General features: G+C 71.0%; 22 protein-coding genes, 1 pseudogene and 1 riboswitch. Of the genes and pseudogenes, 8 read left to right on the top strand and 15 right to left on the bottom strand.

Annotation, left to right across the window (positions count from 1 at the left end; all coding sequences use genetic code 11):
* Window positions 1–74 precede the first annotated feature (74 nt).
* Together MOV08_RS42235 and MOV08_RS42230 are read left to right on the top strand one after the other, a co-directional pair.
* Entirely contained in the window at window positions 75–2,018 is a 1,944-nt protein-coding gene (locus tag MOV08_RS42235; RefSeq protein ID WP_275311465.1) for a CASTOR/POLLUX-related putative ion channel, read from the top strand.
* 128 nt (window positions 2,019–2,146) lie between these two features.
* Window positions 2,147–2,578: a sec-independent translocase gene (locus MOV08_RS42230; protein ID WP_275311464.1), complete on the top strand. Its 432-nt coding sequence runs from the start codon at window positions 2,147–2,149 to the stop codon at window positions 2,576–2,578.
* A 25-nt stretch (window positions 2,579–2,603) separates the two neighbouring features.
* Here MOV08_RS42230 and MOV08_RS42225 read toward each other — a convergent pair whose 3' ends face one another.
* The 3 genes and pseudogenes from MOV08_RS42225 to MOV08_RS42215 form a co-directional block, all read right to left on the bottom strand.
* Window positions 2,604–3,281 (bottom strand): winged helix-turn-helix domain-containing protein, encoded by a 678-nt coding sequence (locus MOV08_RS42225; protein WP_275311463.1) that lies wholly within the window; start codon window positions 3,279–3,281, stop codon window positions 2,604–2,606.
* A gap of 94 nt (window positions 3,282–3,375) precedes the next feature.
* Window positions 3,376–3,588 carry a hypothetical protein gene (locus tag MOV08_RS42220; RefSeq protein WP_275311462.1) on the bottom strand — a complete coding sequence of 71 codons (213 nt, stop codon included), beginning with the start codon at window positions 3,586–3,588 and terminating at the stop codon, window positions 3,376–3,378.
* A 211-nt stretch (window positions 3,589–3,799) separates the two neighbouring features.
* Window positions 3,800–4,030: pseudogene (locus MOV08_RS42215) on the bottom strand (manganese transporter); the annotation flags it as partial.
* Between the two features lie 303 nt (window positions 4,031–4,333).
* Window positions 4,334–4,507: riboswitch (M-box (ykoK) riboswitch) on the bottom strand.
* Window positions 4,508–4,995: 488 nt separating this feature from the next.
* Here MOV08_RS42215 and MOV08_RS42210 point away from each other — a divergent pair.
* Window positions 4,996–6,753, top strand: coding sequence for an ABC transporter permease (locus tag MOV08_RS42210; RefSeq protein WP_275311461.1), 1,758 nt, complete (start codon window positions 4,996–4,998; stop codon window positions 6,751–6,753).
* A 42-nt stretch (window positions 6,754–6,795) separates the two neighbouring features.
* On the top strand, window positions 6,796–8,175 hold the full coding sequence (locus MOV08_RS42205) for an ABC transporter ATP-binding protein (RefSeq protein WP_275311460.1): 1,380 nt from the start codon (window positions 6,796–6,798) through the stop codon (window positions 8,173–8,175).
* A 9-nt stretch (window positions 8,176–8,184) separates the two neighbouring features.
* Here the strand turns inward: MOV08_RS42205 and MOV08_RS42200 are convergent, their stop codons facing one another.
* Window positions 8,185–8,601 (bottom strand): ArsR/SmtB family transcription factor, encoded by a 417-nt coding sequence (locus MOV08_RS42200; RefSeq protein WP_275311459.1) that lies wholly within the window; start codon window positions 8,599–8,601, stop codon window positions 8,185–8,187.
* 354 nt (window positions 8,602–8,955) lie between these two features.
* On the opposite strand from MOV08_RS42200, the gene MOV08_RS42195 reads away from it, so the two are divergent.
* The gene (locus MOV08_RS42195) at window positions 8,956–9,219 is read left to right on the top strand and encodes a hypothetical protein (protein WP_229922033.1); all 264 of its coding nucleotides are present in this window, start codon (window positions 8,956–8,958) and stop codon (window positions 9,217–9,219) included.
* 193 nt (window positions 9,220–9,412) lie between these two features.
* Here MOV08_RS42195 and MOV08_RS42190 read toward each other — a convergent pair whose 3' ends face one another.
* The 8 genes from MOV08_RS42190 to MOV08_RS42155 form a co-directional block, all read right to left on the bottom strand.
* Entirely contained in the window at window positions 9,413–10,204 is a 792-nt protein-coding gene (locus MOV08_RS42190; protein WP_275311458.1) for an ABC transporter permease, read from the bottom strand.
* Entirely contained in the window at window positions 10,201–10,881 is a 681-nt protein-coding gene (locus MOV08_RS42185; RefSeq protein WP_275311457.1) for an ABC transporter ATP-binding protein, read from the bottom strand. Before MOV08_RS42185 ends, MOV08_RS42190 begins: the two co-directional genes overlap by 4 nt.
* A gap of 170 nt (window positions 10,882–11,051) precedes the next feature.
* On the bottom strand, window positions 11,052–11,276 hold the full coding sequence (locus MOV08_RS42180; protein WP_275311456.1) for an SRPBCC family protein: 225 nt from the start codon (window positions 11,274–11,276) through the stop codon (window positions 11,052–11,054).
* Window positions 11,277–11,328: 52 nt separating this feature from the next.
* The gene (locus MOV08_RS42175; RefSeq protein ID WP_275311455.1) at window positions 11,329–12,342 is read right to left on the bottom strand and encodes an aldo/keto reductase; all 1,014 of its coding nucleotides are present in this window, start codon (window positions 12,340–12,342) and stop codon (window positions 11,329–11,331) included.
* Window positions 12,343–12,536: 194 nt separating this feature from the next.
* Window positions 12,537–13,331, bottom strand: a complete 795-nt coding sequence (locus tag MOV08_RS42170; RefSeq protein ID WP_275311454.1) for an SDR family NAD(P)-dependent oxidoreductase — start codon at window positions 13,329–13,331, stop codon at window positions 12,537–12,539.
* A gap of 98 nt (window positions 13,332–13,429) precedes the next feature.
* Window positions 13,430–14,254, bottom strand: a complete 825-nt coding sequence (locus tag MOV08_RS42165; RefSeq protein WP_039639551.1) for an aldo/keto reductase — start codon at window positions 14,252–14,254, stop codon at window positions 13,430–13,432.
* A gap of 91 nt (window positions 14,255–14,345) precedes the next feature.
* A complete protein-coding gene (locus MOV08_RS42160; protein WP_039639549.1) occupies window positions 14,346–14,762 on the bottom strand; it encodes a GlcG/HbpS family heme-binding protein in 417 nt (138 codons plus the stop codon).
* A 62-nt stretch (window positions 14,763–14,824) separates the two neighbouring features.
* The gene (locus MOV08_RS42155; protein WP_275311453.1) at window positions 14,825–16,033 is read right to left on the bottom strand and encodes an MFS transporter; all 1,209 of its coding nucleotides are present in this window, start codon (window positions 16,031–16,033) and stop codon (window positions 14,825–14,827) included.
* A 169-nt stretch (window positions 16,034–16,202) separates the two neighbouring features.
* Here MOV08_RS42155 and MOV08_RS42150 point away from each other — a divergent pair, with 169 nt between their 5' ends.
* The gene (locus MOV08_RS42150) at window positions 16,203–16,682 is read left to right on the top strand and encodes a MarR family winged helix-turn-helix transcriptional regulator (RefSeq protein WP_039639546.1); all 480 of its coding nucleotides are present in this window, start codon (window positions 16,203–16,205) and stop codon (window positions 16,680–16,682) included.
* Here MOV08_RS42150 and MOV08_RS42145 read toward each other — a convergent pair.
* Window positions 16,679–17,809: an FAD-dependent oxidoreductase gene (locus tag MOV08_RS42145; RefSeq protein ID WP_275311452.1), complete on the bottom strand. Its 1,131-nt coding sequence runs from the start codon at window positions 17,807–17,809 to the stop codon at window positions 16,679–16,681. The two genes, MOV08_RS42150 and MOV08_RS42145, sit on opposite strands and share 4 nt — an antisense overlap.
* A gap of 580 nt (window positions 17,810–18,389) precedes the next feature.
* Window positions 18,390–18,965 carry a TetR/AcrR family transcriptional regulator gene (locus tag MOV08_RS42140; RefSeq protein WP_039639545.1) on the bottom strand — a complete coding sequence of 192 codons (576 nt, stop codon included), beginning with the start codon at window positions 18,963–18,965 and terminating at the stop codon, window positions 18,390–18,392.
* Window positions 18,966–19,098: 133 nt separating this feature from the next.
* Here MOV08_RS42140 and MOV08_RS42135 point away from each other — a divergent pair, with 133 nt between their 5' ends.
* Window positions 19,099–19,944 (top strand): SDR family NAD(P)-dependent oxidoreductase, encoded by an 846-nt coding sequence (locus tag MOV08_RS42135; RefSeq protein WP_275311451.1) that lies wholly within the window; start codon window positions 19,099–19,101, stop codon window positions 19,942–19,944.
* A gap of 109 nt (window positions 19,945–20,053) precedes the next feature.
* Here MOV08_RS42135 and MOV08_RS42130 read toward each other — a convergent pair whose 3' ends face one another.
* Window positions 20,054–20,698: a TetR/AcrR family transcriptional regulator gene (locus MOV08_RS42130; RefSeq protein ID WP_275311450.1), complete on the bottom strand. Its 645-nt coding sequence runs from the start codon at window positions 20,696–20,698 to the stop codon at window positions 20,054–20,056.
* A gap of 156 nt (window positions 20,699–20,854) precedes the next feature.
* Between MOV08_RS42130 and abc-f the strand changes: the two genes are divergently transcribed.
* A complete protein-coding gene (abc-f, locus tag MOV08_RS42125; RefSeq protein WP_275311449.1) occupies window positions 20,855–22,474 on the top strand; it encodes a ribosomal protection-like ABC-F family protein in 1,620 nt (539 codons plus the stop codon).
* Window positions 22,475–22,528 lie beyond the last annotated feature (54 nt).

The raw sequence follows: 22,528 nt of genomic DNA, 5'->3' as shown, positions 1-22,528 counted from the left end.
GACTTTGTATCAGTAGATTTGACGAGGTCGCAGGAGTACGGCGGCCACATCGAGGGAGGGGAAGGTCTTCTGTAGTGCGTGCGAGACTACGGGACCGCTTGCGGTACTGGTTCGACGGCACGATGGACCGGGGGACGCCGGCCCTGATCGGCTGGCTGGGCCTGGCCTCGGTCGCGCTGATCGCCGTGGTGACCGTGTTGGTGGTGGTCTTCACCGACTCGGACACCGAGAAGAACGGCGGCTGGCCGGGCGTGGCCTGGATGAGCCTGCTGCGTACCCTCGATCCCGGCACGATGGGCGGCGACACCGGTGGGCCGGTGTTCCTGGGCCTGATGCTGACGGTGACGATCGGCGGGATCTTCATCGTCAGCGCCCTCATCGGTGTGCTGACCACCGGCCTCGAAACCAGGATCCAGGAGTTACGCAAAGGCAAGTCACGGCTGATCGAGCACGGGCACACCATCGTGCTCGGCTGGTCGGAACAGGTCTTCACGGTCATCGCGGAGCTGGTGGAGGCCAACCAGAGCCAACGGCGCTCCTGTGTGGTGATCCTCGCCGACCGTGACAAGTTCGCGATGGAGGACGAGATCCGCCGACGGATCCCGGAGACCGGTCGCACGCGGGTGATCTGCCGCTCCGGAAGTCCCCTCCAGCGTGCCGACCTGGAACTGGTGAGCCTGGACGCGGCCAAGTCCATCATGGTGCTGCCGCCGGTCGGGGACGACAGCGACACCGACGTCATCAAGGTGCTGCTGCTCCTCAACAGCCGCCGATGGAAGGGGGCCCGCCCGAACATCGTGGCGGCCGTGCAGAACTCCCCGAACCTGGCGGCGGCCCGACTGGCCGCGGGCGACGACGCGCTGGTGATCGACGCCGACGACATCGCCGTCCGCCTCATCGTGCAGTCGCACCGGCAGTCCGGCCTGTCCACCGTCTTCGACGAACTGCTCAGCTTCGTCGGCAACGAGTTCTATCCGTACGCCGCGACCGCGCTGGCCGGCGCCACCTACGGGCAAGCCCTCAACCGCTTCGACCTCGGCATTCCGGTCGGCCTGCGCAGAGCCGACGGCGAGACCCTCATCAACCCCCCGATGGGCACCGTCATCGGCCGCGACGACCAGGTGCTCGTGGTCGCCGAGGACGACATCCTCATCCGGCTGGCGGACACCCGCCCGGACATCGTCGTGCCGGCGATCGCCCCGCCCGCCGACCGGCCGCCGGTCTCCGACCGCACCCTTGTCATCGGTTGGAACTCCCGGGGCGCCAAAATCATCAGGTTGCTCGACCGCCTGGTGGAGCCCGGTTCACTGATCGACATCGCGGCCTCGCGGCGCCCCGCCGACGACTTCCGGGACCAGCTGGAGAACCTCACGGTGGGATACAAGCTCTGCGAGCCGACCCTCCGGCCGTCCCTGGAGTCCCTGGGGCTGGACCACTACCGCCACATCATCGTCCTCACCGACGACGACATCGCCCCCGAACGCTCCGACGACCGCACCCTGGTGACCCTGCTCCACCTGCGCGACATCGCCCTCCGGTCCACCCATCCGTACTCGATCGTCACCGAGATGAACAGCGACGCCAACCGCGAGATCGCCCAGGTCACCAAGGCGGACGACTTCATCGTCAGCACCAAGATCATCAGCCTTCTGCTGACCCAGCTCACCGAGGACCGCGACCTGCACGCCGTGTTCACCGACCTCTTCGACCCGGAAGGTTCGGAGATCTACCTCAAGTCGGCCACCAGCTATCTCACCCCGGGCACCACGGCGAACTTCGCGACCGTCATCGAGGCCGCCCGGCAGCGCGGAGAGACCGCCATCGGCTACCGGCTCGCCCGGCACAGCGACGAACCACCGACCTACGGGGTCGTCCTCAACCCCTCCAAGACCGCACCGCTGTCACTCGGCGAGGGCGACACCATCGTGGTGCTCGCCGAGGACGGCCGGGTGACGGCGAACGTCCCCGGCCCGAGGGGCACGTACAACAAGGCGACACCGAGGCGGCCACGGCCGTAGACCGGGCCTGGAAGCCTTCGGGGCCCGCGCCATGATTTCATTGGTTGCGCAACTGACGAAATATTGGCGCGGGCGGACGTTCGACGGCGGTCGGGCGCCCGGACGGCGACGGATGCGGGGAGTGCTGCATGTTCGGCGATCTGAGCTTCGTGAAACTGGCCGTGATCGCAGTCGTCGCCGTAGCCCTCTTCGGCCCGGACAAACTGCCGGAGTTCATCCAGAAGACAGCGGATCTCCTGCGCAAGGTGCGGGCGGCGTCCGACAGTGCCAAGCAGGAGATCCGCTCCGAACTGGGGCCGCAGTTCAAGGACTTCGAGTTCGAAGACCTCCACCCGAAGACATTCGTGCGCAAGCATCTCCTGGAGGGCGACGCCCTGCCTCTGGAGGAGATCCGCAACGCCCTGGACCCGAGGGCCGAGTTGGCCGCGGTCGTGGAAGCGGTCCGCCGCCCGGCGGATGCCACCGCGGCACCTGAAGCAGCGCCGCCCCGAGTGAACTTGACGAAGGACGCACAAGGCACACCGCCCAGGCACCCACCCATGGACATCGACGCGACGTAGCCTCCCGCTGCGCCGCCCACCGGGTTCAGAGCGCCGGTGCGGTGGGGTCGCACAGGTAGCCGTCCGGCGTCGTGGTGATGATGGCTCCGTAGCGGGTTCCGAGCTTCTGCCGCAGGGCGGTGACGTGCCTGGCGAGGGTCTGCCGGGCATATGGGGCGGACTGTTGCCAGACGAGTTCCATCAGCCGGTCGTGGCTGAAGAACCGCTGCGGGTGGGCGATGAAGTGAGCGAGGAGTTCGAACTCCATACCGGTCAACCGGATCCGCCGTCCGTCGACGGAGACACAGCGGCAGCCCAGGTCGACCACGAGGTCCTGCACGGTGTGGACGGGTGCCTGGGGCGTGTCGGTGCGGTCGCAGTGGGCTGCCTCGTGTTGGTCCAGGTGCCAGTGCAGGCTGCTGACGGCGGGCTCCAGCCACACCAGCGAGAGGAGCTGGGTCAGGGCGGCGGTGACCGGCCCGTGGGTGGCGAAGGCGGCCTCCAGATGAGTCGTGTCGGCCGTGCCGCTCCGGCCGGCCAGGTCGGTCAGCTGGATGTCCGGACCGGTGAACGCCTGGGCGAGCCGGGCCCGGACGCGTGGCGCGGCCGGGGTGTCGCACTGCACGTGCGCGACACCGCGCCGGGTACCGTCTCCGGTGGTGTTCGGGGAGACTGCGGCGAGCCTCTCGACGGAGTTGAGCAGCAGGTTGGTGGGGAAGGACATCTTGGCTTCTCCTTTGTGCCGAGGGCGCTGGGTCGACGGGGTCAGGACGTCCGGCGCCAGACTGCTTCGATGTGGCGCCGGCCGTCGGGGCCGGTCATCGTGTGCCAGTGGGCGCGCAGGTGGTGTCGGCGCCGGGCGCCGGTACCCGTCGAGGGGCCGTCCCCTCGGCGGAGAGGCCCTGCAGGACGGTGTTGTCGAGGGCGCCGTCGGTGATCCGCCGGGAGGCTCGGGCCAGCACGGCGAACGCGGCTGTGAGGGCCGCGCGGTGCTCGGGGCGGCGGATGGCGAGGGTGGTGAGGACGGACATGGGGACACCTCCGTGGGGCCACGCGTGCTGAAGCCGTGGGCACGGCCGGGCAGCGGTGAACGGGTGTGGTCGGGAATGCCGCGGGCCGGTGCGGCGGCGAGCCCGCAGGGTGCCCCGGGCGGCGGCGGTGAGGTGACCGCCGCCCGGGGACGTCAGTGGGCGACGGCGAGCTGCACGATGCGGACGATCACGAGGATCATGGCGGCCAGCAGGTAGGTGCGGCGCCCGCGTCGTTGTCGCCGACCATGACGATCAGGCCGGGGCCGACGATCGCGAGCAGCGTCTTGAGTTTGGCGGACAGTCCCGTTCGTGGGGCGTTGTCGTCCAGCTTGATGGTGCCGAGCGCGCCACGGATGTCGCCGACGTGGGCGTCGTCGAGCACGGCGGTGCGGGGTGCCGGAACGGGTGGGGTGGTGGTGCTGGTGGTGGTCAGGTCGGTCATGACAGCCTCCCGGCCCCCCGTCCGGGGGAGGATTGGGGCACGCAGCAGCGATCCCCCCTGCGAGCGGGCAGCACGAGAACCCGAGGCGGCGTGGTGCCGCACGGGTGACGTACGAGGTCTGTGATGCGCGGACGCGCAGGGGAGGTGGTTACCGCGTACCGGAGGTCAACGAGGACAGGTGGGTACGGGGCCGACTGTGGCCCGGACTACTGCAATGGTCATCCATGTCTCTCGCCTCCTCCCGGCTGGGGCGCCCGAGCGCCGTGACGGACCGGCAAGGAGCGGACCGGACCGCATGCGGCCGGCTCACCCCAACTCGTCAGAGCTTTGGCACTCCACGGCGTAACCCCCTTGGCGGGGTAGCCACTTGGGGTCACCCCTTAGGCCGGGGAGACCTGTCCTGACCCTGGGCGTCTCTCGACGTCGTGGGGTCAGTGGCCTGTGTCCGTGAAGACGCCTCACCGAACGAGGTGCCCTTCGTAAACCTCTACGAGTGTGCACTCTACTTGCATATCGACGCAACTACTTGGCGCAACCTTGCCCGGGTCCCGGAGACCGCAACGGAAACCACGCAACCACCCCTTCCATATTTGCACATTGATGCAATAACGGGCACACTTCTCGCGTTCAGGCCCCTCCCTCACGGACGGGCCCCAGGGCCCCAGGGCCCGAGCAACCGGCGCCGAAGGGAGGCAGCCATGGGCGACGACCCACCCAGTCCGCGCTGCCTCGCCGGCAACCGCTGACGCCCCATCACGCCCAGGACCGCCCCGCCTCCCGACCCTCGCCCGGTGCCGCCCGGCGGCAGCGCCGCGCCGGCCTCGCGCGACGTGGCGCGGGCGTTGCGCGCCCGCCTGGCCCGTCCCCCTACCGGGGCGCATTTCCCTCACTCGCGCCGCCGGCGTGCCCGCCCGGGGCGCCGTGCGAGAGCATCGATGTCCACCGTGCGGTCGGAGGTTGCTGTCATGTCGTCGTTCCGGACCAGTCCGGCCGTCTCGCGGAAGTCGCTGCCGTCGCGGCTGGCAGGCCGGATGTCCCGTATGACCTGGGTCGACATCGCGGTGGCGGCCGCGGTGCTGGTCCTGCTGTACATGACCGTGCGGGTGGGCCAGGGCACCACCGTCCGCTTCTCCACCAGCCAGTCCGCCAAGATCGACACCGACCCCTGGCAACTGCCCTACTACGCTGCGCGCAGTCTGCTGCGGATGTTCGTCGCGCTCGCGCTCTCCACCGTCTTCACCTTCGTCTACGCCCTGGCAGCAGCCCGCAGCAGGCGCCTGGAACGGATCCTGATCCCGGCCCTGGACATCCTCCAGTCCGTGCCGGTGCTCGGCTTCCTCACCGTGGCGGTGGCCGGGTTCGTCGCCCTGTTCCCCGGCTCGATGGTGGGTCTGGAGTGTGCGTCGATCTTCGCGATCTTCACCTCGCAGGCGTGGAACATGACCTTCGGGTTCTACCACTCGCTGACCTCGCTCCCCCGCGAACTGGACGAGCTTTCCCGCTCGTTCCGCTTCACGCGGTGGATGCGCTTCTGGAAGGTCGAGCTGCCGGCCGGGGCCATCGGGCTGGTGTGGAACGGGATGATGAGCTTCGGCGGCGGCTGGTTCTTCCTCGTCGCCTCCGAGGCCATCAGCGTCGGCAACAAGAACTTCGCGCTCCCCGGCATCGGCTCCTACGCGGGCGCGGCCATCATCGACGGCGACCTCGGGAAAATCGGCTGGGCCATCTTGGCCATGACCGTGATGGTCGTCGGGGTCAACTTCTTCTTCTGGCGACCGCTCACCGCCTGGATCGAGAAGTTCAAGTACGAGCAGTCCGAGGCCAGCGAGATCCAGCGCAGCGTCATCCTGGACTTCCTGCGCCGCTCTCACTGGCCCCACCTGCTCGGACGCCTGCTGCGCCCGCTCGGGCGCGGCCTGGCCCGGGCGGGGCGGATCTTCGGCATCGACGACCGGCCCCTGACCGTTTCCCCGCGCCACCGGCGTACCGGCGACATCGCGTTCGCCGTCGTCGCGGGCGGCCTGATCCTGTGGGGGTTGGCCGACCTCCTGGGCTATCTCCGCGATCGGAGCGGGCTGGGGGTCTTCGGGGAACCGTTGCTGCTGGGCCTGGCGACCCTGGCCAGGGTGATCGTGGTCGTGGTGGGGGCCACCCTCGTCTGGGTGCCCATCGGTGTGCACATCGGCTTCTCCCCGAGACTGACCCGCATCGCCCAGCCCCTGGTGCAGGTCCTGGCGAGCTTCCCGGCCAACTTCCTCTTCCCGCTCGCCGTGTGGTTCTTCCTCAGGACCGGGCTCTCGCTCGATGTGGGCGGTGTGCTGCTGATGGCCCTGGGCGCTCAGTGGTACATCCTCTTCAACACCATCGCGGGAGCCATGTCCATCCCCACCGACCTCCGCGAGGCCATGGACGACCTGGGCGTCCGCGGTTGGCAGCGGTGGCGACGGCTGATCCTGCCCGGGATCTTCCCCTCGTACGTCACCGGCGGGATCACGGCCTCCGGCGGTGCCTGGAACGCCTCGATCGTCTCCGAGATCGTTCCCTTCGGGACCACCACCCTGACCGCCACCGGCCTGGGCGCCTACATCTCCCACGCCACCGCCGACGGCAACTATCCGCACCTGCTCGCGGGCGTGGCCGTGATGAGCCTCTACGTCGTGGGGCTCAACCGCCTCTTCTGGCGCCGACTCCACCGGCTCGCCGAAACCCGCTACACCACCTGACCGCCCCGGCGAAGCCACCGCCCGAACCAGCGAGGACGTCCCATGCTGCTGAGCACGCTGCGCAACCTCCGCGCCCGCCGCACCACCGCCGCGTACCGGCCGGCGAGAGCAGCCGACGGCGATGTCCTGCTCACCGCCGAGGCCGTCACCAAGTCCTACGCGGGCGCCGACGGCGAACTGCCCGTCCTCTCCGGTATCGATCTCACCGTCCGCGCCGGCGAGATCGTCGCCCTGCTCGGCAAGTCCGGCTCGGGCAAGTCCACCCTGCTGCGCTGCCTGGCCGGCCTCATCCCGCCCAGCACCGGCACCGTCGCGTACCGGGGCACGCCCCTGACGGGCGCCAACCCGGGCACCGCCATGGTCTTCCAGACCTTCGCGCTGCTGCCCTGGCTCACCGTCCAGCAGAACGTCGAGCTCGGCCTCGAAGCGCGCGGCGTCCCGGCAGACCGGCGCTCCGAGGCCGCCCTCCAGGCCATCGACCTCATCGGTCTCGACGGTTTCGAGACCGCCTACCCCAAGGAGCTCTCCGGCGGCATGCGCCAGCGCGTCGGCTTCGCCCGCGCCCTGGTCGTCGAACCCGACGTCCTGATGATGGACGAGCCCTTCTCCGCGCTCGACGTCCTCACCGCCGAGAACCTCCGCGGCGAGCTGATGGAGCTGTGGGAATCGGGCCAGTTCCCCACCCGCGCCATCGTCGTGGTCACCCACAACATCGAAGAGGCCGTCCTCATGGCCGACCGCATCATCGTCCTCGGCTCCCGGCCCGGCACCATCCGGGAAACCTTCGACGTCGCCCTCGATCGCCCTCGCGACCGCGACTCCACCGGCTTCGAGGGCCTCATCGACCGCGTCTACCGCACCATGACCGGCCGCCCCAAGGAAACCCGTCTCCCGGGCCGCACCGAAACCCCCGAATCCGAAAAGCGGACCGTCGGCAACACCCCGCTGCCGCAAGCCAGCGTCGACGGTCTCTCGGGCCTCGCCGAGATGGTCGCCCACCGCGGCGGCGCCTGCGACCTGGCCGACCTGGCCGAGGAGCTGGGTCTGGAGATCGACGACGTTCTCCCCCTCGTCGACTCGCTCGAACTCCTCGGCCTCGGCAAGATCAGCGAGGACGACCTCGTCCTCACCGAACGGGGCACCGCGTTCGCCGGCGCCGACGTTCAGCACTCCAAGCAGATCTTCGCCGAGGCCGCGGCCGACCTCCCCCTCGTCCGGCTCATCGCCACCAGCCTGCAACAGAATCCCGACGGAACCCTCCGGGCCGGCTTCTTCCGGGACCTGCTCGCCCACCACTACACCAGCGAACAGGTCGACGAGCAGTTGGAGACCGCCACCGACTGGGGCCGCTACGCCGAGCTCTACGCCTACGACGCAGGCCCCCGCGAATACCGCCGGGTCGAACCGGACAAGGCCGGCTAGCGGCCGCTGCTACTGCTCGGTCACGGGCCGCCGGGCCCGCACCGGGCGAACCGCCCGTATCGGCTGCTCCGCGGCGGCGGCCTCCACCGCCTCGTCCGCGTCACCCGTCGCCCCGCCTCCGGACGGCGCCGACGCCACCAGGGCCGCCTCCTCCAGCAGCCCCCGCACATGCGGTCCCGCCGCCCGGTAGTAGATCCGTGTCCCCTCACGGCGGGACACCACCAGCCCCGCCGCCCTCAGCTTGGCAAGGTGCTGGGAGATGGCGGCCACATGGGCGCCCGCCATCTCCGCCAGGCTCCCCACCGGAAACTCCTGTCGGCTCAACGCCCACAACAGCCGGTAGCGCGTCGGATCCGCCACCGCCTTGAGAACCGCGATCGCCCGCTCCGCACCGGCTGAATCCCACGCCCCGACTTGCGCATCCATGCAAACACCCTAACCCGGCCCGCGGCCGCCGGGCAGGCCAACGACACCCTTGATCCCTCGCCCTCGCTTCGGCAGACCACACCACCCCCGTCAACGTGGCGTCACGGCCTCCTCATCGCTCCCCGATACCCGGACCCGGACCAGTCGACAAATCGGCAGACGGCTCGGTGTTCACAAGAAGGACATCCGGCGGAACGCTCCCCACACGTCTTCGTGTCACCCATCAGGGTTGCAGGGTTGCGCAGTTGGGCAAGTGTCTCCCACGTCGGCTCATAGCTCGTATCAAGGAGGTCATACGTGACGGGGGGCGGGATGTCGTCGACAGGCAGCACCAATCTGCACGTCGGAGCGGCCGTGGCAGAGATCGAGGGCTTGTACACCGCGCTGCGCAGCGCGCGCAACGAGCGCCATCGGGAACGCATCCTGGCAGACCTCGCCCAGGCCGGTCGGCGCCTCACCGCTCTCGCGCAACCACCGCAGGGCACCCGGGGAAGCGTCCGGCCGCGTTCGCGCTGGGAGCGCCGGCGCCTTCTGGCGGCGCGCGGCGCCGACCTGGTGGCGGCGTTCGCCACGGGCGACGGCTGGAGGCATCTGGCCCGCTCCAAGGGCAGGGCGTAGCGGCCAGGTTCCGCCCCGACGGGGAGGCGTTGTCGATGCCTGAGCAGCGCGTACGGGCGTGCAGTCAGCGGTGGTTGTCGAGCAGACGCCCCTCCCCTGCCGGGAGCCTGAGGCGGTGTCGACTGTGGCCCGGACAGCCCGGACAGCCCGCGGTGAGCATACGTGGACGTAGGCGAACGGAGCTGGGTGTCCGTCATGCGCGTTCCCGCCGGGGCTCGGTGGTGAGGGGGCGCAGCCGGTGGGCGTCGTCGAACAGGGCGCGTTCGGCCAGGCGGCCGGCGGTGAGCGAGGCGAGGGCGGCTGCGGCGAGCAGCATGTACATCACGACGATCTGGTAGCGGATGGCGGTGAACGGGTCGACGCCGGCCAGGATGAGGCCGGTCATCGCACCGGGCAGGCTGATCAGGCCGACGGTCTTGGTGGAGTCGACGGCCGGGATCAGCGCGGTGCGCAGGGTGGTGCGCAGGTAGGGCGCGAAGGCGTCGGTGGCCGGCAGCCCGAGGGAGAGGCGGGCCTCGATGGCGGGCCGCGCGGTGCGGGCTTCGTCCCGTAGGCGGATCAGGACCAGGGCGGTGGCCTGCATGGCGCCGGAGACCACCATGCCTCCGACGGGGATCACCACCCGGGCCTGGGCGGCGATCACGCCGAGGGCGAGCAGGGCGCCGAGCGTCGCGGCGGCTCCGGCGGCGATCGCGGCGGTGGCGATGGGCAGCGCGCGGGGCAGGCCCCGGGCGCGGCGGGCGGCGACCTGGCCGGCGACGAGCACCATCAGGGCGAGCCAGCCGCTCGCCCCGACCAGGCCGGTGTGCTGGAAGACCAGCAGCAACACCGCTCCCACGGCGGCCAGTTGGACACCGGCGCGGGTCGCGGCGATGGCGATGTCACGGGCCAGGCGCAGCCGACCGTGCCAGGCCACCGCCACGGCCAGCAGGACCAGTGCGGCCGAAGCGGCGACTCCGGCCCAGGTGGGGACGGCGGGGTTCATGACTCCTCCTTGAGGTAGTCGATGTCCGCGGCGGCTCCGTGGGCCACCGGTTTCCCGGCCCGCAGCACCAGGACCTCGTCGGCGATCCGGCGGGCCTGCGCGATGTTGTGGCTGGCCAGGATGACGGTCAGCCCTGCGGCCACCAGGCGGCGCACCGTTTGCTCGACGGCTTTGGCGCTGGCCGCGTCCAGCGCTGAGGTGGGTTCGTCCAGCAGCAGCACCTCGGGGCCGACCGCGAGCGCCCTGGCCAGGCAGAGGCGTTGGGCCTCGCCGCCGGACAGCCCGGCCGTCTGGCGGGTGAGCATGGCGGCGGGCAGGCCGACCTGCTCCAGCAGCGTCCGCGCCTGGCCTTCGGTCAGGTCGGGGCGGCCCACGCGCAGTTCGTCCGGCACGTGGTCGGTGAGCAGGACCGGCTGCTGTCCGACCAGCCCGACCCGGCGCCGCAGGGCGAGGACGTCGCCGTCGGGGAGGGGGCGGCCGTGGAGGCGCACCTGGCCGGCGGTGGGTTCCTCCAGCCGGTTGAGCAGCCGCAGCAGGGTGGACTTGCCCGCCCCGGACGGTCCCATCAGCGCGGTGCACACCCCCGCGGAGAGCCGGCAGGTCACCTCGTCCAGCAGCACCGCACGACCACGCCGCACGGTCACCTGATCCAGCGCGAACAGCTCGTCTGAGGCCATCGTCTGCCTTCCTCCTCCACCTGGTGGATCCGACGGCGGATCGAGGCATCCTTCCTGCCCGGCCTTCGATGAAAACCCAGACCGGTGGTCCGGGTGATGTTGCTGATCCGCCGGCGATGGGGAAGGCCGCGCGGGCGGTTGGCCTGTGGCGGGATGGCACAGGCCCTCGGTCAGCGCGTTTCGATTGCCGCGGCCAGGGCGTCGAGGCCGTCCCGGTAGATGCCGGCGAAGAGGGCTTCGGCCTCCTCGTCGCTGACGCCCTCGGGGACGAAGCGTCCGCTCCACTGGACCTCGGCGGCCTCCGGCCTGCCGGGCAGGGAGTGGAAGCCGCCGATCAGGTTCCAGACCGCCTCGGGGGAGGCATGGACGACGCGGCTCACGGAAGTGGATGCCATGGTGGGGTCCTTCGTGCGCGGGGTTGGGGTGTTGCGGGGGGGGACGGGCCGGTCAGGCGCCGGCCGGGAGCGGGGCGGCCTGGTCGAGCAGACCGGTCTCCCGCAGGTCGTGCCAGAAGCCGGCGGGGATCTCCTCGCGCAGGGCGCCGAGGTCCTCGGCGATGCGGGAGGGGCGGGTGGCGCCGGGGATCGCGGCGGCGGTGGCCGGGTGGGCGAGAACGAACTGCAGCGCGGCCGCCTTGACGGACACGCCGTGCCGCTCGGCCAGTTCCCGGATGCGCCGGACGGTCTCCAGGATGTGGGCCGGGGTCTCCTGGTACTCGAAGTGGGTACCGCCGGCCAGGACGCCGGAGCTGTAGGGGCCGCCGACGACCATGTCGACGCCCTGCTCCTGTGCCGCGGGCAGCAGCCGCTGCAGCGCCTGCCGGTGGTCCAGCAGGGTGTAGCGGCCGGCCAGGAGGAATCCGTCGGGGCGCGGCTCGTCCAGGGCGAGGGTGAGCTCGACGGGCTCCACGCGGTTGACGCCCAGGCCCCATGCCTTGATCACGCCCTGGTCGCGCAGGTCGTCCAGGACCCGGAAGGCACCGGTGCGGGCGGTCTCGAACTGGGCGAGCCAGCGGTCGCCGTGGAAGTCCTGGGCGATGTCGTGCACCCAGACGATGTCCAACCGGTCGGTGTTCAGCCGCTTGAGGCTGTCCTCGATGGAGCGCTTGGTGGCGTCGGCGCTGTAGTCGCCGGTCATCTTGTTGGGTCGGCCGTGCTCGAAGAGGCCGCCCTTCTCGCCCAGGTCGCGGGTGGCGGGGTCCTCGACCTCGTCGTGGATGACCCGGCCGACCTTCGTGGACAGGACGAAGGAGTCCCGCGGCTGCTGGGACAGCATCTGGCCGAGTCGTATCTCGGCCAGGCCCGCGCCGTAGAACGGGGCGGTGTCGTAGTAGCGGATGCCCTGGTCCCAGGCGGCCTGCAGGGTGGCCTGCGCCTCGTCCTCGGGGATGGCGCGGAACATGTTGCCCATGGGGGCGGTGCCGAAGCCCAGCGAACCGGGCAGCAGGTGGGTGAGGCTCATCAGGGGTTCCCTTTGTGCGTGGGTGGTGGCCGCTCGGCGCCTCCCCCATGCGCCCTTTCGCGGCCTTGCCTGCAAACGAAGATACTTGCAGACGCCGATTAATGCAAGCGCGCATTAGCAGCGTTCGGGAGCAATGCGGAGAGCGCCCCCAGGCCGTCGCGAGCTGCGGAAACGCCCTGTGGCCGGGGCCCGACTCAGGGCAGGATGGAGTCGACGTAGCCGCCGTCGACGCGCACGGCGCCGCCGGTGGTGGCGGAGGCGTGGGGCGAGGCGAGGTAGACGACCAGGTTGGCGATCTCCTCGGGCTCGATGAGGCGCTGCAGCAGGGACTGTGGGCGGTACCTGACCATGAACTCGTGCTGCGCCTCGTCCCAGGGCAGCTCGTCGCCGACGAGCTCGCGGACGAACCCTTCGACGCCGCCGGTATGGGTCGGTCCGGCGATGACGGAGTTGACGGTGACGCCGGTGCCGGCGGCGTCCTTGGCGAACCCGCGGCTGACCGCGAGCAGCGAGGTCTTCGTCATGCCGTAATGGATCATTTCGGCGGGGATGACCACGGCCGAGTCGCTGGCGAGGTTGAGGACGCGCCCCCAGCCCCGTTCCTTCATGCCGGGCAGGTAGGCGCGGATGAGTCGGACGGCGGAGAGGACGTTGACCTCGAAGTAGCGGCGCCACTCGGCGTCGTCGATCTCCAGCGGTGGGGCGGAGCCGAAGATCCCGAGGTTGTTGACGAGGATGTCGACCGAGGGCGCGGCCTCCAGTACGGCAGCGGTGCCCCGCTCCGTCGCCAGGTCGCCCACGGCGCCGATGACATCGTCACTGCCGGAGTCGGCACTTACGGTGCGGACGGCGTCCGCGACGCGCTCCTCGCCGCGACCGTTGACGACGACGCGGGCACCCGCGCGGGCCAGGCCGGTGGCGATGGCGTGGCCGATGCCCTGGGTGGAGCCGGTGACCAGAGCGGTACGGCCGGAGAGATCGATCTGCATGAAGCGTTCCCCTCTTGGAGGCTAGGGAGCTGCTGCGAAGGTGTGCGCGTCCCGGAGCGCCCGTCCTGTGTGGACGGGCGCTCCGGGACCGTTCGGTGTCAGTTGAGGGTGTCGGGGTCCGGGCCGGTGCGCAGCCCCCGGTCGAGGCCCGCGAGGGCGGCCAGGTCGGCGTCGGTGAGCGCGAAGCCGAAGACGTCGAGGTTCTGCCGGATGCGCTCGGGGGTGACGGACTTGGGGATCACGATGTTGCCGGTCTGCAGGTGCCAGCGCAGGACGACCTGTGCCGGGGTTACGCCATGCGCTTCGGCGATTCGCACGATCGCCTCGTCCCCGAGGACCGCACCCTGGGCCAGGGGGCTCCACGCCTCGGTGGCGATGCCGTGCTCGGCGTGGAAGGCGCGCAACGCGGTCTGCTGGAGGCCGGGGTGCAGCTCCACCTGGTTGACGGCCGGGGTGATTCCGGTGTGCTCCAGAAGCCGCTGCAGGTGCGGGATCTGGAAGTTCGAGACGCCGATGGCGCGGGCACGTCCGTCGGCCACGATCTTCTCCAGCGCCCGGTAGGTCTCCACGTACAGGTCGCGGGCCGGGGTGGGCCAGTGGATGAGGTACAGGTCGACGTGGTCGAGGCCGAGCTTGTCCAGCGAGGCGTCGAAAGCGGCCAGGGTCTGGTCGTGGCCCTGATCGGCGTTCCACAGCTTGGTCGTGACGAACAGCTCCTCGCGGGGCAGGCCGGAGGCGGCGACGGCCTTGCCGACACCGCGCTCGTTGCCGTAGATCGCGGCCGTGTCGATGCTGCGGTAGCCGGCCTCCAGGGCGCTGGCGACCGCGGCGGTGGTCTCCTCGTCGGGTACCTGGAAGACGCCGAAGCCCAGCTGCGGCATGGTCACGCCGTTGTTGAGCGTCACGTTCGGTACGGAGGTCATCGGGGGCCTTTCTTCGGTGCTGTGGTGCCAGGGGACGGAGTGGGTGGTAGCCGGCCGGTGCCGGCCACCGCCGGTCCGTTGAAGGGATGGGTCAGAGGGCCCGGAGGGCGGTCCGGGCGAAGCCGTGGTCCTGCTCGGGGGCGCCACCGCCGAGGCCGAGGGCGCCGACGAGCTGCCCGTCGCGGTGGATCGGCACGCCACCGGCGATGAACAGCAGCGGCTTGCCCAGCGCAGTGGGCAGGGAGTGGAAGGGCCCGTCCGGCTTGACCAGGTCGACCAGGTCGGCCGTCGGCGCGTTCAACTGCAGGGCGGTGTACGCCTTTGCCGTGCTGGTTTCGCCGGAGATCAGCACGGCGCGCTCGTCGCGACGGAAGGCCAGCAGGTTGCCGCCGGCGTCGAGGACGGTGACGCTGACGGGGACACCCGCCTCCTCGGCGGCGCGGCGGGCGGCCAGGACGAGGGTGTCGGCGTCGGTGGCGGTCAGCGGGGCCACGGTGGTGGTGCTCATGGGAACTTCCTTGTATCGAATGGGGAGGGGATTCGCGGCCGGTGTGGCGCGGGTACGGGGGATCAGGAGCGGACGGCTCCGGCCGCGACGGGAGCGGCGCCGTGATCGGCGGCCACGGTGGTGCGGGGGCGCCGCAGTTCGAGCCGGTGCGAGACGACGGCCAGCACCAGAGCGGCAGCGGCCAGGACGGCCCCGACGGCGTTGGGCGCGGTGTAGCCGAGGCCGGCGGAGATCACCAGGCCGCCGAGCCAGGCGGACAGGGCGTTGCCCAGGTTGAAGGCGCCGATGTTGGCCGCCGAGGCCAGCGTCGGCGCGCCGTGGGCCTGGTCCAGGACGCGCTTCTGCAGCGGCGGGACGGTGGCGAAACCGAGCGCGCCGATGAGGAAGACGGCGACCACGGATGCGGACTTGCCGGAGGCCAGGAAGGTGAACAGCAGCAGGACCAACGCCAGGCCGCCCAGGGCGGTGTAGAGCATGGGCATGAGCTTGCGGTCCGCGAAACGGCCGCCGATGAGGTTGCCGGCCACCATGCCGAGCCCGAAGACCACCATCAGCCAGGTGACGGAGGACTCCGCGAAGCCGCCGACCCCGGTCATCATCGGCGCGATGTAGGTGATCGCGGCGAACACGCCTCCGAAGCCGAGGACCGTCATCGCCATGGCCAGGATGACCTGGGTGTTCTTGAAGGCGGCGGCCTCGTGCCGCAGTTGCACGCCCGCCGGCTTGGGCACGTCGGGTACGAGCTTGGCGACACCGGCCAGGCCGAGTACGCCGAGGGCGGCGACGATCAGGAAGGTCACCCGCCAGCCGGCGCTCTGGCCCACGTACGTACCCAGGGGCACGCCGACGACGTTGGCCACGGTCAGGCCGGTGAACATCATCGAGATGGCGCCGGCCTTCTTCTCCGGCGCCACCAGTTCGGCGGCGACGACGGAGCCGATGCCGAAGAAGGCACCGTGGGCCAGCGAGGCCACCACGCGGCCGATCAGCATGACGGCGAAGACCGGGGCGACGGCGGAGATGAGGTTGCCGAGGATGAACAGGCCCATGAGCAGCATGAGCATGTTCTTGCGGGAGATCCTGGTACCGAGGACGGTCATGATCGGTGCGCCGATCATGACGCCGAGGGCGTAGCCGGTGACCAGGAAGCCGGCCGTCGGTACGGACACTCCGAGGTCCGCTCCGACCTGGGGCAGCAACCCCATGATCACGAATTCCGTGGTGCCGATTCCGAAGGCCCCGATGGCCAGGGCCAGCAGTGCGAGCGGCATGACGAGGGTCCTTTGACGTGCCGAGAAAAAGATGCGCAAGCGCCTTACACGCATCAACAATAATTGCACACGCTGGCTAGTGGCAAACGCGGGTATAGTGGTGTGCGTGATAGGGGGCAGGTCTCCTGCCGGTGCCTCCGCTCGCACCACCCGACCCGGGGAGCCGCTCATGACCGCCACCGACCCGGCGATGACCGCACTGGCGCACAGCTGGTCGGCGCTCTCACTGCTGCACGGACGTATCGAGGGCAGCGTCGAACGCGCGCTGCAGACCGAGCACCGGCTGAGCGCACGCGAGTACTCGCTGCTGGACGTGCTCAGCCGCCAGCACGACGGCGAGGGCGGACACCTGCAGATGCGCCAGGTCGCCGACTCCGTCGTCCTGAGCCAGAGCGCCACCACCCGACTGGTGACCCGGCTGGAGGACCGCGGGCTGCTCTCGCGCTACCTGTGCCCCACCGACCGCCGCGGCATCTACACCGACGTCACCGACGACGGCCTGCGCCTGTTGGAGGAGGCCCGCCCCACCCACAACACCGCCCTGCGCAAGGCCCTGGACCAGGCGGCCACCGAGCCCGTGCTCGCGCCCCTGGTCCGCGCCGTCCACCAACTGCAGGGCGACATCCCACGGCCCGACGACAGGCCCTAGCCGAGCACGTCGGGGAACGCCGGCTCGGTGGAGTCGGTGTCGGGCATGAGGGCCGCGAGAAGGTCCGCGGTGGTGGCGGCCTGGCCGTTGGACCGGGGCAGCATGACGCTCTCGTACGCGGCGACCGCGTCGTCGATGTCGGGGCGGTCGGCGAGGGCCTGGGCGAGTTCGGCGCCGTCGAGCATGGCGAGGTTGGCGCCGACGCCGACGGGAGGCATCAGGTGGGCGGCGTCGCCGAGCAGCGTGACGCCAGGGATGCGGTTCCAGGTGTGCGGCACCGGGAGGACGAACACGGGCCGGTTGATGAACGCGCCGTCGTTGTGCCGCATCAGGTCGCGCAGGCCCTCGTCGAAGCCCTCGAACATGCCCAGCACATGGGCGCGCACGCCCTCGGTATCGGCCAGGTCGATGCCCTGGTGCCAGTCGAGCGGGCCGCGGAAGCCGATGTAGACGCGGAGGTGGTCGCCGGCGTTGCGCTGGGCCATCAGGCTCAGGCACCCTGCCTTGGCCCACATGGCGCCCTGGCCGGCCCGTGCGGCGATGGCGGGGAAGCGGCGGTCGACGTCGTCGAAGTGGGCCTCGACGAACGTCACGCCGGTGTAGGCGGGTTGGGCGTCCGAGAGGGCGGGGCGCACCTGCGACCAGGCGCCGTCCGCACCGACGACCAGGTCGAACTCCTCGGCGGCGCCGTGGGTGAATGCCAGGCGGACGGTGCCGTCGGGCAGCGGGACGGCCCGGTCGACCGAGTGGCCCCAACGCACGGTGCCCGGGGTGAGGGAGTTGAGCAGGAGGGCACGCAGCTGTCCTCGGTCGACCTCCGGGGCACCGGTGTCGCCGGGCTCGGGCCGGTGGTGGCGCAGCAGGGTGGCCGATCGGTCCATGAGGCGCATTTCCTGCCCCTCGGGCCGGGAGAGCGCGAGGAACCGATCGAAGAGTCCGGCGGCACGCAGGCCCACCTGACCGGTGTCGTCACGGATGTCGAGGGTGCCCCCCTGCGAGCGGGAGTCGGGGGTGGCCTCGCGCTCGAAGACGGTGACGGGCATGCCGCGCTGTTGCAGTGTGCGGGCGCAGACGAGGCCGCCGAGGCCCGCCCCGACGATCGCGATGCGGCGGGTGGTGGTGGACATGGTGGTGCTCCGATCAGAGAAGGGGTGGGTGGGGGCAGCGGCGGACGGTAGCGGGTCCGGCCGGCGTCCAACGGGTCGAGCGACGCTTGCGGCGGTGGCTCGCGGCGAGGTCAATCGCGGTGCGTCCGCGGGGCGTTGTCCTCGCTGCCGCGCGGGCAGCGGCCCATTCAGGAGAGCGGCCGACGCTCGTCCGGGCCGACGGTGAGCAGCTCGTGCCGTGATCCTCGCGGAGGTCCGACTTGACCCCGTCGCGCACGGGGAGGCCCCTGTGGCCAGGGGCAGGCCGACGCCCTCGGCTTCGCCGTTGAACGAGTGCCGCCCAAACGGATACCGCTTAAACGGATGCCAAGGAGAGCGGGCCGGCACCCTCGCGGTCGCCTCGTGCCGGGGCGACTTCCGCAGGCAACAGCGCCTTCACCCGGGCGGTGTCACCGACCGGAGTCGTTCCGGGGCGGCCCCGGAAGGGCTTTGTGCGCTGCCGCTGGTTCATAAGTGGCGAGGTTAGCCACGGGGTTGGCGCCGGGGCCACCCATATTCCCTTCGCCGATCGCCGTAACAGACACGGCTCCTGCGATGGGAGCTACCGGTGTGTCCCGTAGCGAAGGCCGTCGAGGAGCAGGTCGAGGAGGCGTCCGGCTCGTTCACGTTGGGCGGGAGCGCCGGTGACCAGTGCGACGCCGGAGAGGCTGAGGCCGACGTCGAGGGGGTCGATGTCGGCGCGCAGGAGACCGGCCTCGGCGCCGGCGTGCAGCAGGTCGCTGAGCGCGGTGGTGAGCTTGTCGAGCGACTCGGCGAACGGGTCCGCGCCGGAGGCGACGGCGGCCCGCAGGGCTTCCGCCATGCCCTGTTTGGCGGCCAGATAGTCGATGAACTTGTCCATCCACAGGCGCATCGCCCGGTCGGGCGGGAATGCGGCCAGTAGCTGCGTGACGCTGTCGCAGACCCGAGCCAGCTCGTTGCGGTAGGCCGCCTCGACCAGCGCCTCTCGCGTGGGGAAGTGCCGGTAGAGGGTGCCCGAGCCGACGCCCGCGGCCTTGGCGATCGCGTCGAGCGGGACGTCCGCGCCCTTCTCGGAGAAGGCGCGGACGGCGGCTTCCAGGATGCGTTCCCGGTTGCGGCGGGCATCGGCGCGCAGCGGGCTCGGGTGGGCGGTCACGACGTCTCCCTTCGTCAGGAGGGCCAGTCTACCTGGACAACCGGAGAGTCCCCCGGTTACCGTCTGGAAGTAACCGGAGAACTCCCCGGTTACTTCCCCGGCACCCGCTTGCCCGAGATGAGGAGAACCCTCGATGACCACCCCCAAGACCGTCCTGATCACCGGCACCTCCTCCGGCATCGGCCTGGCCGCCGCCGTCGCGACCGCCCGGGCCGGCTGGACCACCATCGCCACCATGCGCGACACCACCAAGGCGGAGGCCCTGCTGCGGGCCGCCGCCGAGCACGGGGTCGCCGACCGCATCCAGGTCAAGCGCCTGGACGTGGTCGATCACGCAACCATCGCCGCCTGCCTGGACGAGGTGATCGCCGAGCACGGCCACCTCGACGCACTGGTCAACAACGCCGGCGCCGCCCAGATCGGCACCATCGAACAGGGCGGCGTCGACGACGTGCGCACCGCCATGGAGGTCAACTTCTTCGGCGTGGTGGCCACCACCCGCGCCACACTCCCCCACCTGCGCGCCTCCCGGGGCCGCGTGATCACCGTCACCAGCGTGGGCGGCGTCGTGGGTCAGCCCTTCAACGAGGCGTACTGCGCGGCCAAGTTCGCCGTCGAGGGCTTCATGGAGTCCCTCGCCCCCGTCGCAGCCACCGTCGGCGTCGATGTCGCCGTGGTCGAACCGGGCGCGGTGGCCAGTGAGTTCGTCGCCAACCTCGGCCTGGACGTCGACGCCCTGCTCACCGCGGCCGGGCCCTACGCCCCGGCTCTCCAGGCATACATCGCCCGTACCCAGCAGTCCTTCGGCAACGCCCAGACACCGGCCGAGGCCGCCGCCCCGATCGTCGAGGCCCTGACCGGCGACCGCCCGGCCTTCCGGATCCAGACCTCCGCATGGGCCCGCGAGTTCGTCGGCACCAAGCTCGCCGACTGCGACGGCTCGGCCGTTCAGGCCCTCACCGGCGCCTGGATCCGCTGACCCGCTCCGCACGGTCTCGACCACCCGGCGTCCGGCGCGGTCGAGGCCGTGTGGTTCCCGGGCATGGCGTTCGAGCCTCGGAGGAGGTACGGAGCTGCTGAAGTCCCGTTCAGGTGTCGCTCGCCGACGGGGGTTCGGCGAAGGCACCGGCGCCCGCGGCGAGGGCGGCGGTTCTGGCTGCCTGGCGGGGCAGTTGCGGGTCGAGGGGGGTGCGCAGCAGCACCAGGTGGTGGTACAGCGGCGCGGTGGCGGCGACGAGCAGCCGCCGAGCGTCGGTGTGCGGGGGGAGTTCGCCGCGCCGGACGGCCCTGTCGACGACGATCTCGCAGCGCGCGTACCGGTCCTCCCAGAGCCGCTGTTGGGCGTGGGCGGCCTTCTCGGAGCGGAACGAGGCGGCGATCAGTGCGGTCACGATCGGCGGTTGGGCGGTCAGGGCGCTCTGGATCTCCTCGTTCAGTGCGGTCAGGTCGGCTTCCAACGAGCCGGTGTCCGGTGGTTGCCAGTCATCGTCGCTCGCCGCGTCGAGGACGTCGGCGAGCAGGCCGCCGACGTCGCCCCAGCGCCGGTACACCGTGGTGCGGTGCACACCGGCGCGGGCGGCGACGGTGTCGGTGGTGAGCCCGTCGTAGCCGTGTTCGCCGAGCTCGGTGAGGACCGCGTCGAGCACCTGTCGACGAATGCGGGCGGTGCGGCCGCCCGGGCGGCGCCGGGTCGGCGGGCCGGCGTCTTCTGGTTCTGGGTCGGTGGGGGTCATCGCTGAATAGTCCGTTGCTCGGAGGGACAACGTTATGGCAACATCTTAAAGCAGCAGTTGTCGCACTAGTGGAGTGATCGATGTTCTTCCAAAGCATTCACCCGGCCATGCGGCCCAGGACGGCCGCCTCGTTCTCGAATGCTCTGGAGTCCCCGTATGCCTACACAGATCAGTGCGCTCGCCGTCAGCAAGTCCTTCGACGGCAAGCCCGTCCTTGACTCGGTGACCTGCTCGCTCGCCGCGGGCGAGCGCACCGGGATCATCGGCGAGAACGGATCCGGCAAGACCACCTTGCTGCGCCTGCTCGCCGGTCGTGAACGCCCCGATCAGGGCGAGGTCGTCGTCCAGGCCGCCGGCGGCGTGGGCTATCTCTCCCAGGACGAGCGGATGGCGCCGCAGACGACCGTCCAGCAGGTCATCGACCGGGCCCTGAGCGATCTACGCACCGTCGAGCGGCGCATGCGCCGCCTGGAGGCCGCGATGGCCGACGGCGACGCGTCGGGCCTGGCCGAGTACGGCGAGCTGATGACGGTCTTCGAGTTGCGCGGCGGCTACGACGCCGACGCCCGCGTGGAACGCGCTCTGCACGGTCTCGGTCTGGGCCTGGTGGGCCGCGACCGTGCCGTGGGCAGCCTGTCCGGCGGAGAGCGGGTCAGACTGCGGCTGGCGGCCGTGCTGGCGGCTGCGCCGGAGGTGCTGCTGCTCGACGAGCCGACCAACCATCTCGACGACGGCGCCCTGCAATGGCTGGAGGAACACCTGCGCACCCGACGGGGTACCACGGTGGCGGTCTCCCACGACCGGCTCTTCCTCGAACGGGTCGCCACCAGCCTGCTGGAGGTGGACGCCGATCGGCGCCGCGTCGTGCGGTACGGCAACGGCTACACCGGCTACCTCGCCGAGAAGGCCGCTGCCCGGCAGCGCTGGGCCCAGGCACACGACCGGTGGCGGGCCGACATCGACCGGCTCCGCGAGGCCGCCGCGACCACCGCCCGCCAGGTGGCCCCGGGCCGTCCGATGAAGGACGGCAACAAGTTGGCCTACGACCGGGCGGGCGGCCGGGTGCAGCAGTCGCTGGCCAGCCGGGTCCGCAACGCCGAGGAACGGCTGCGTCGCCTCCTGGCCGACCCGGTCCCGGCCCCGCCGGAGCCGCTGCGCTTCACCCCCGTACTGCGGGCCCGTGGTCTGCAGGGCGTCGTGCTCGACGCCGCCGGCATCGCCGTCACGGACCGGCTCGCCCGCACCAGTCTGACCGTCACGGCGGGCCAGCGCCTACTGATCACGGGGCCGAACGGTGCGGGCAAGAGCACCCTGCTCCGCGTCCTGGCCGGGGACGTCACCCCCGACAGCGGGAGCGTCACCTGCCGCGGCAGGGTCGGCCATCTCCCCCAGGAGCCGCGACCCGGAAGAGCGGACGAGACCGTGCTGGCCGCCTTCGCCCGTGGACGGGCGGGGGAGGCCGACGGACACGCCGAACGGCTGCTGTCCCTCGGCCTGTTCGACCGCGACCAGCTCACGGTGCCGGTCGGCCGGCTGTCCACCGGGCAGCTGCAACGTCTCGCCCTGGCGCGATTGCTCAGCGAGCCGTCCGACGTCCTGTTGCTCGACGAACCCACCAACCATCTCTCGCCCGCCCTCGTCGAGGAGTTGGAAACCGCTCTGGCCGGGTACGACGGCGCCCTCGTCATCGTCAGCCACGATCGCCGACTGCGTCGGCGCTGGCGGGGCGCCCACCTGGCCGTGCAGGCGACCGCCACAGCTGCCACCGCGTGCTGAGGGCCCTCCGGCCCCGCAGACATCCCTTCAGAGAGGAAACACTTCGTGACGCCG

Source organism: Streptomyces yunnanensis, assembly GCF_029011865.1.
GTDB classification, from domain to species: Bacteria; Actinomycetota; Actinomycetes; order Streptomycetales; family Streptomycetaceae; genus Streptomyces; species Streptomyces yunnanensis.
Note: the sequence above shows the minus strand (reverse complement) of the source record. Positions and strands in the feature narration are given on the sequence as shown.

Bases quoted from the DNA above. Each gene is read 5' to 3' on its own strand.
- MOV08_RS42230 (WP_275311464.1), top strand. From the start codon at position 2,147: ATGTTCGGCGATCTGAGCTTCGTGAAACTGGCCGTGATCGCAGTCGTC.
- MOV08_RS42225 (WP_275311463.1), bottom strand. From the start codon at position 3,281: ATGTCCTTCCCCACCAACCTGCTGCTCAACTCCGTCGAGAGGCTCGCC.
- MOV08_RS42220 (WP_275311462.1), bottom strand. From the start codon at position 3,588: ATGTCCGTCCTCACCACCCTCGCCATCCGCCGCCCCGAGCACCGCGCG.
- MOV08_RS42210 (WP_275311461.1), top strand. From the start codon at position 4,996: ATGTCGTCGTTCCGGACCAGTCCGGCCGTCTCGCGGAAGTCGCTGCCG.
- MOV08_RS42205 (WP_275311460.1), top strand. From the start codon at position 6,796: ATGCTGCTGAGCACGCTGCGCAACCTCCGCGCCCGCCGCACCACCGCC.
- MOV08_RS42200 (WP_275311459.1), bottom strand. From the start codon at position 8,601: ATGGATGCGCAAGTCGGGGCGTGGGATTCAGCCGGTGCGGAGCGGGCG.
- MOV08_RS42190 (WP_275311458.1), bottom strand. From the start codon at position 10,204: ATGAACCCCGCCGTCCCCACCTGGGCCGGAGTCGCCGCTTCGGCCGCA.
- MOV08_RS42185 (WP_275311457.1), bottom strand. From the start codon at position 10,881: ATGGCCTCAGACGAGCTGTTCGCGCTGGATCAGGTGACCGTGCGGCGT.
- MOV08_RS42180 (WP_275311456.1), bottom strand. From the start codon at position 11,276: ATGGCATCCACTTCCGTGAGCCGCGTCGTCCATGCCTCCCCCGAGGCG.
- MOV08_RS42175 (WP_275311455.1), bottom strand. From the start codon at position 12,342: ATGAGCCTCACCCACCTGCTGCCCGGTTCGCTGGGCTTCGGCACCGCC.
- MOV08_RS42170 (WP_275311454.1), bottom strand. From the start codon at position 13,331: ATGCAGATCGATCTCTCCGGCCGTACCGCTCTGGTCACCGGCTCCACC.
- MOV08_RS42165 (WP_039639551.1), bottom strand. From the start codon at position 14,254: ATGACCTCCGTACCGAACGTGACGCTCAACAACGGCGTGACCATGCCG.
- MOV08_RS42160 (WP_039639549.1), bottom strand. From the start codon at position 14,762: ATGAGCACCACCACCGTGGCCCCGCTGACCGCCACCGACGCCGACACC.
- MOV08_RS42155 (WP_275311453.1), bottom strand. From the start codon at position 16,033: ATGCCGCTCGCACTGCTGGCCCTGGCCATCGGGGCCTTCGGAATCGGC.
- MOV08_RS42150 (WP_039639546.1), top strand. From the start codon at position 16,203: ATGACCGCCACCGACCCGGCGATGACCGCACTGGCGCACAGCTGGTCG.
- MOV08_RS42145 (WP_275311452.1), bottom strand. From the start codon at position 17,809: ATGTCCACCACCACCCGCCGCATCGCGATCGTCGGGGCGGGCCTCGGC.
- MOV08_RS42135 (WP_275311451.1), top strand. From the start codon at position 19,099: ATGACCACCCCCAAGACCGTCCTGATCACCGGCACCTCCTCCGGCATC.
- MOV08_RS42130 (WP_275311450.1), bottom strand. From the start codon at position 20,698: ATGACCCCCACCGACCCAGAACCAGAAGACGCCGGCCCGCCGACCCGG.
- abc-f (WP_275311449.1), top strand. From the start codon at position 20,855: ATGCCTACACAGATCAGTGCGCTCGCCGTCAGCAAGTCCTTCGACGGC.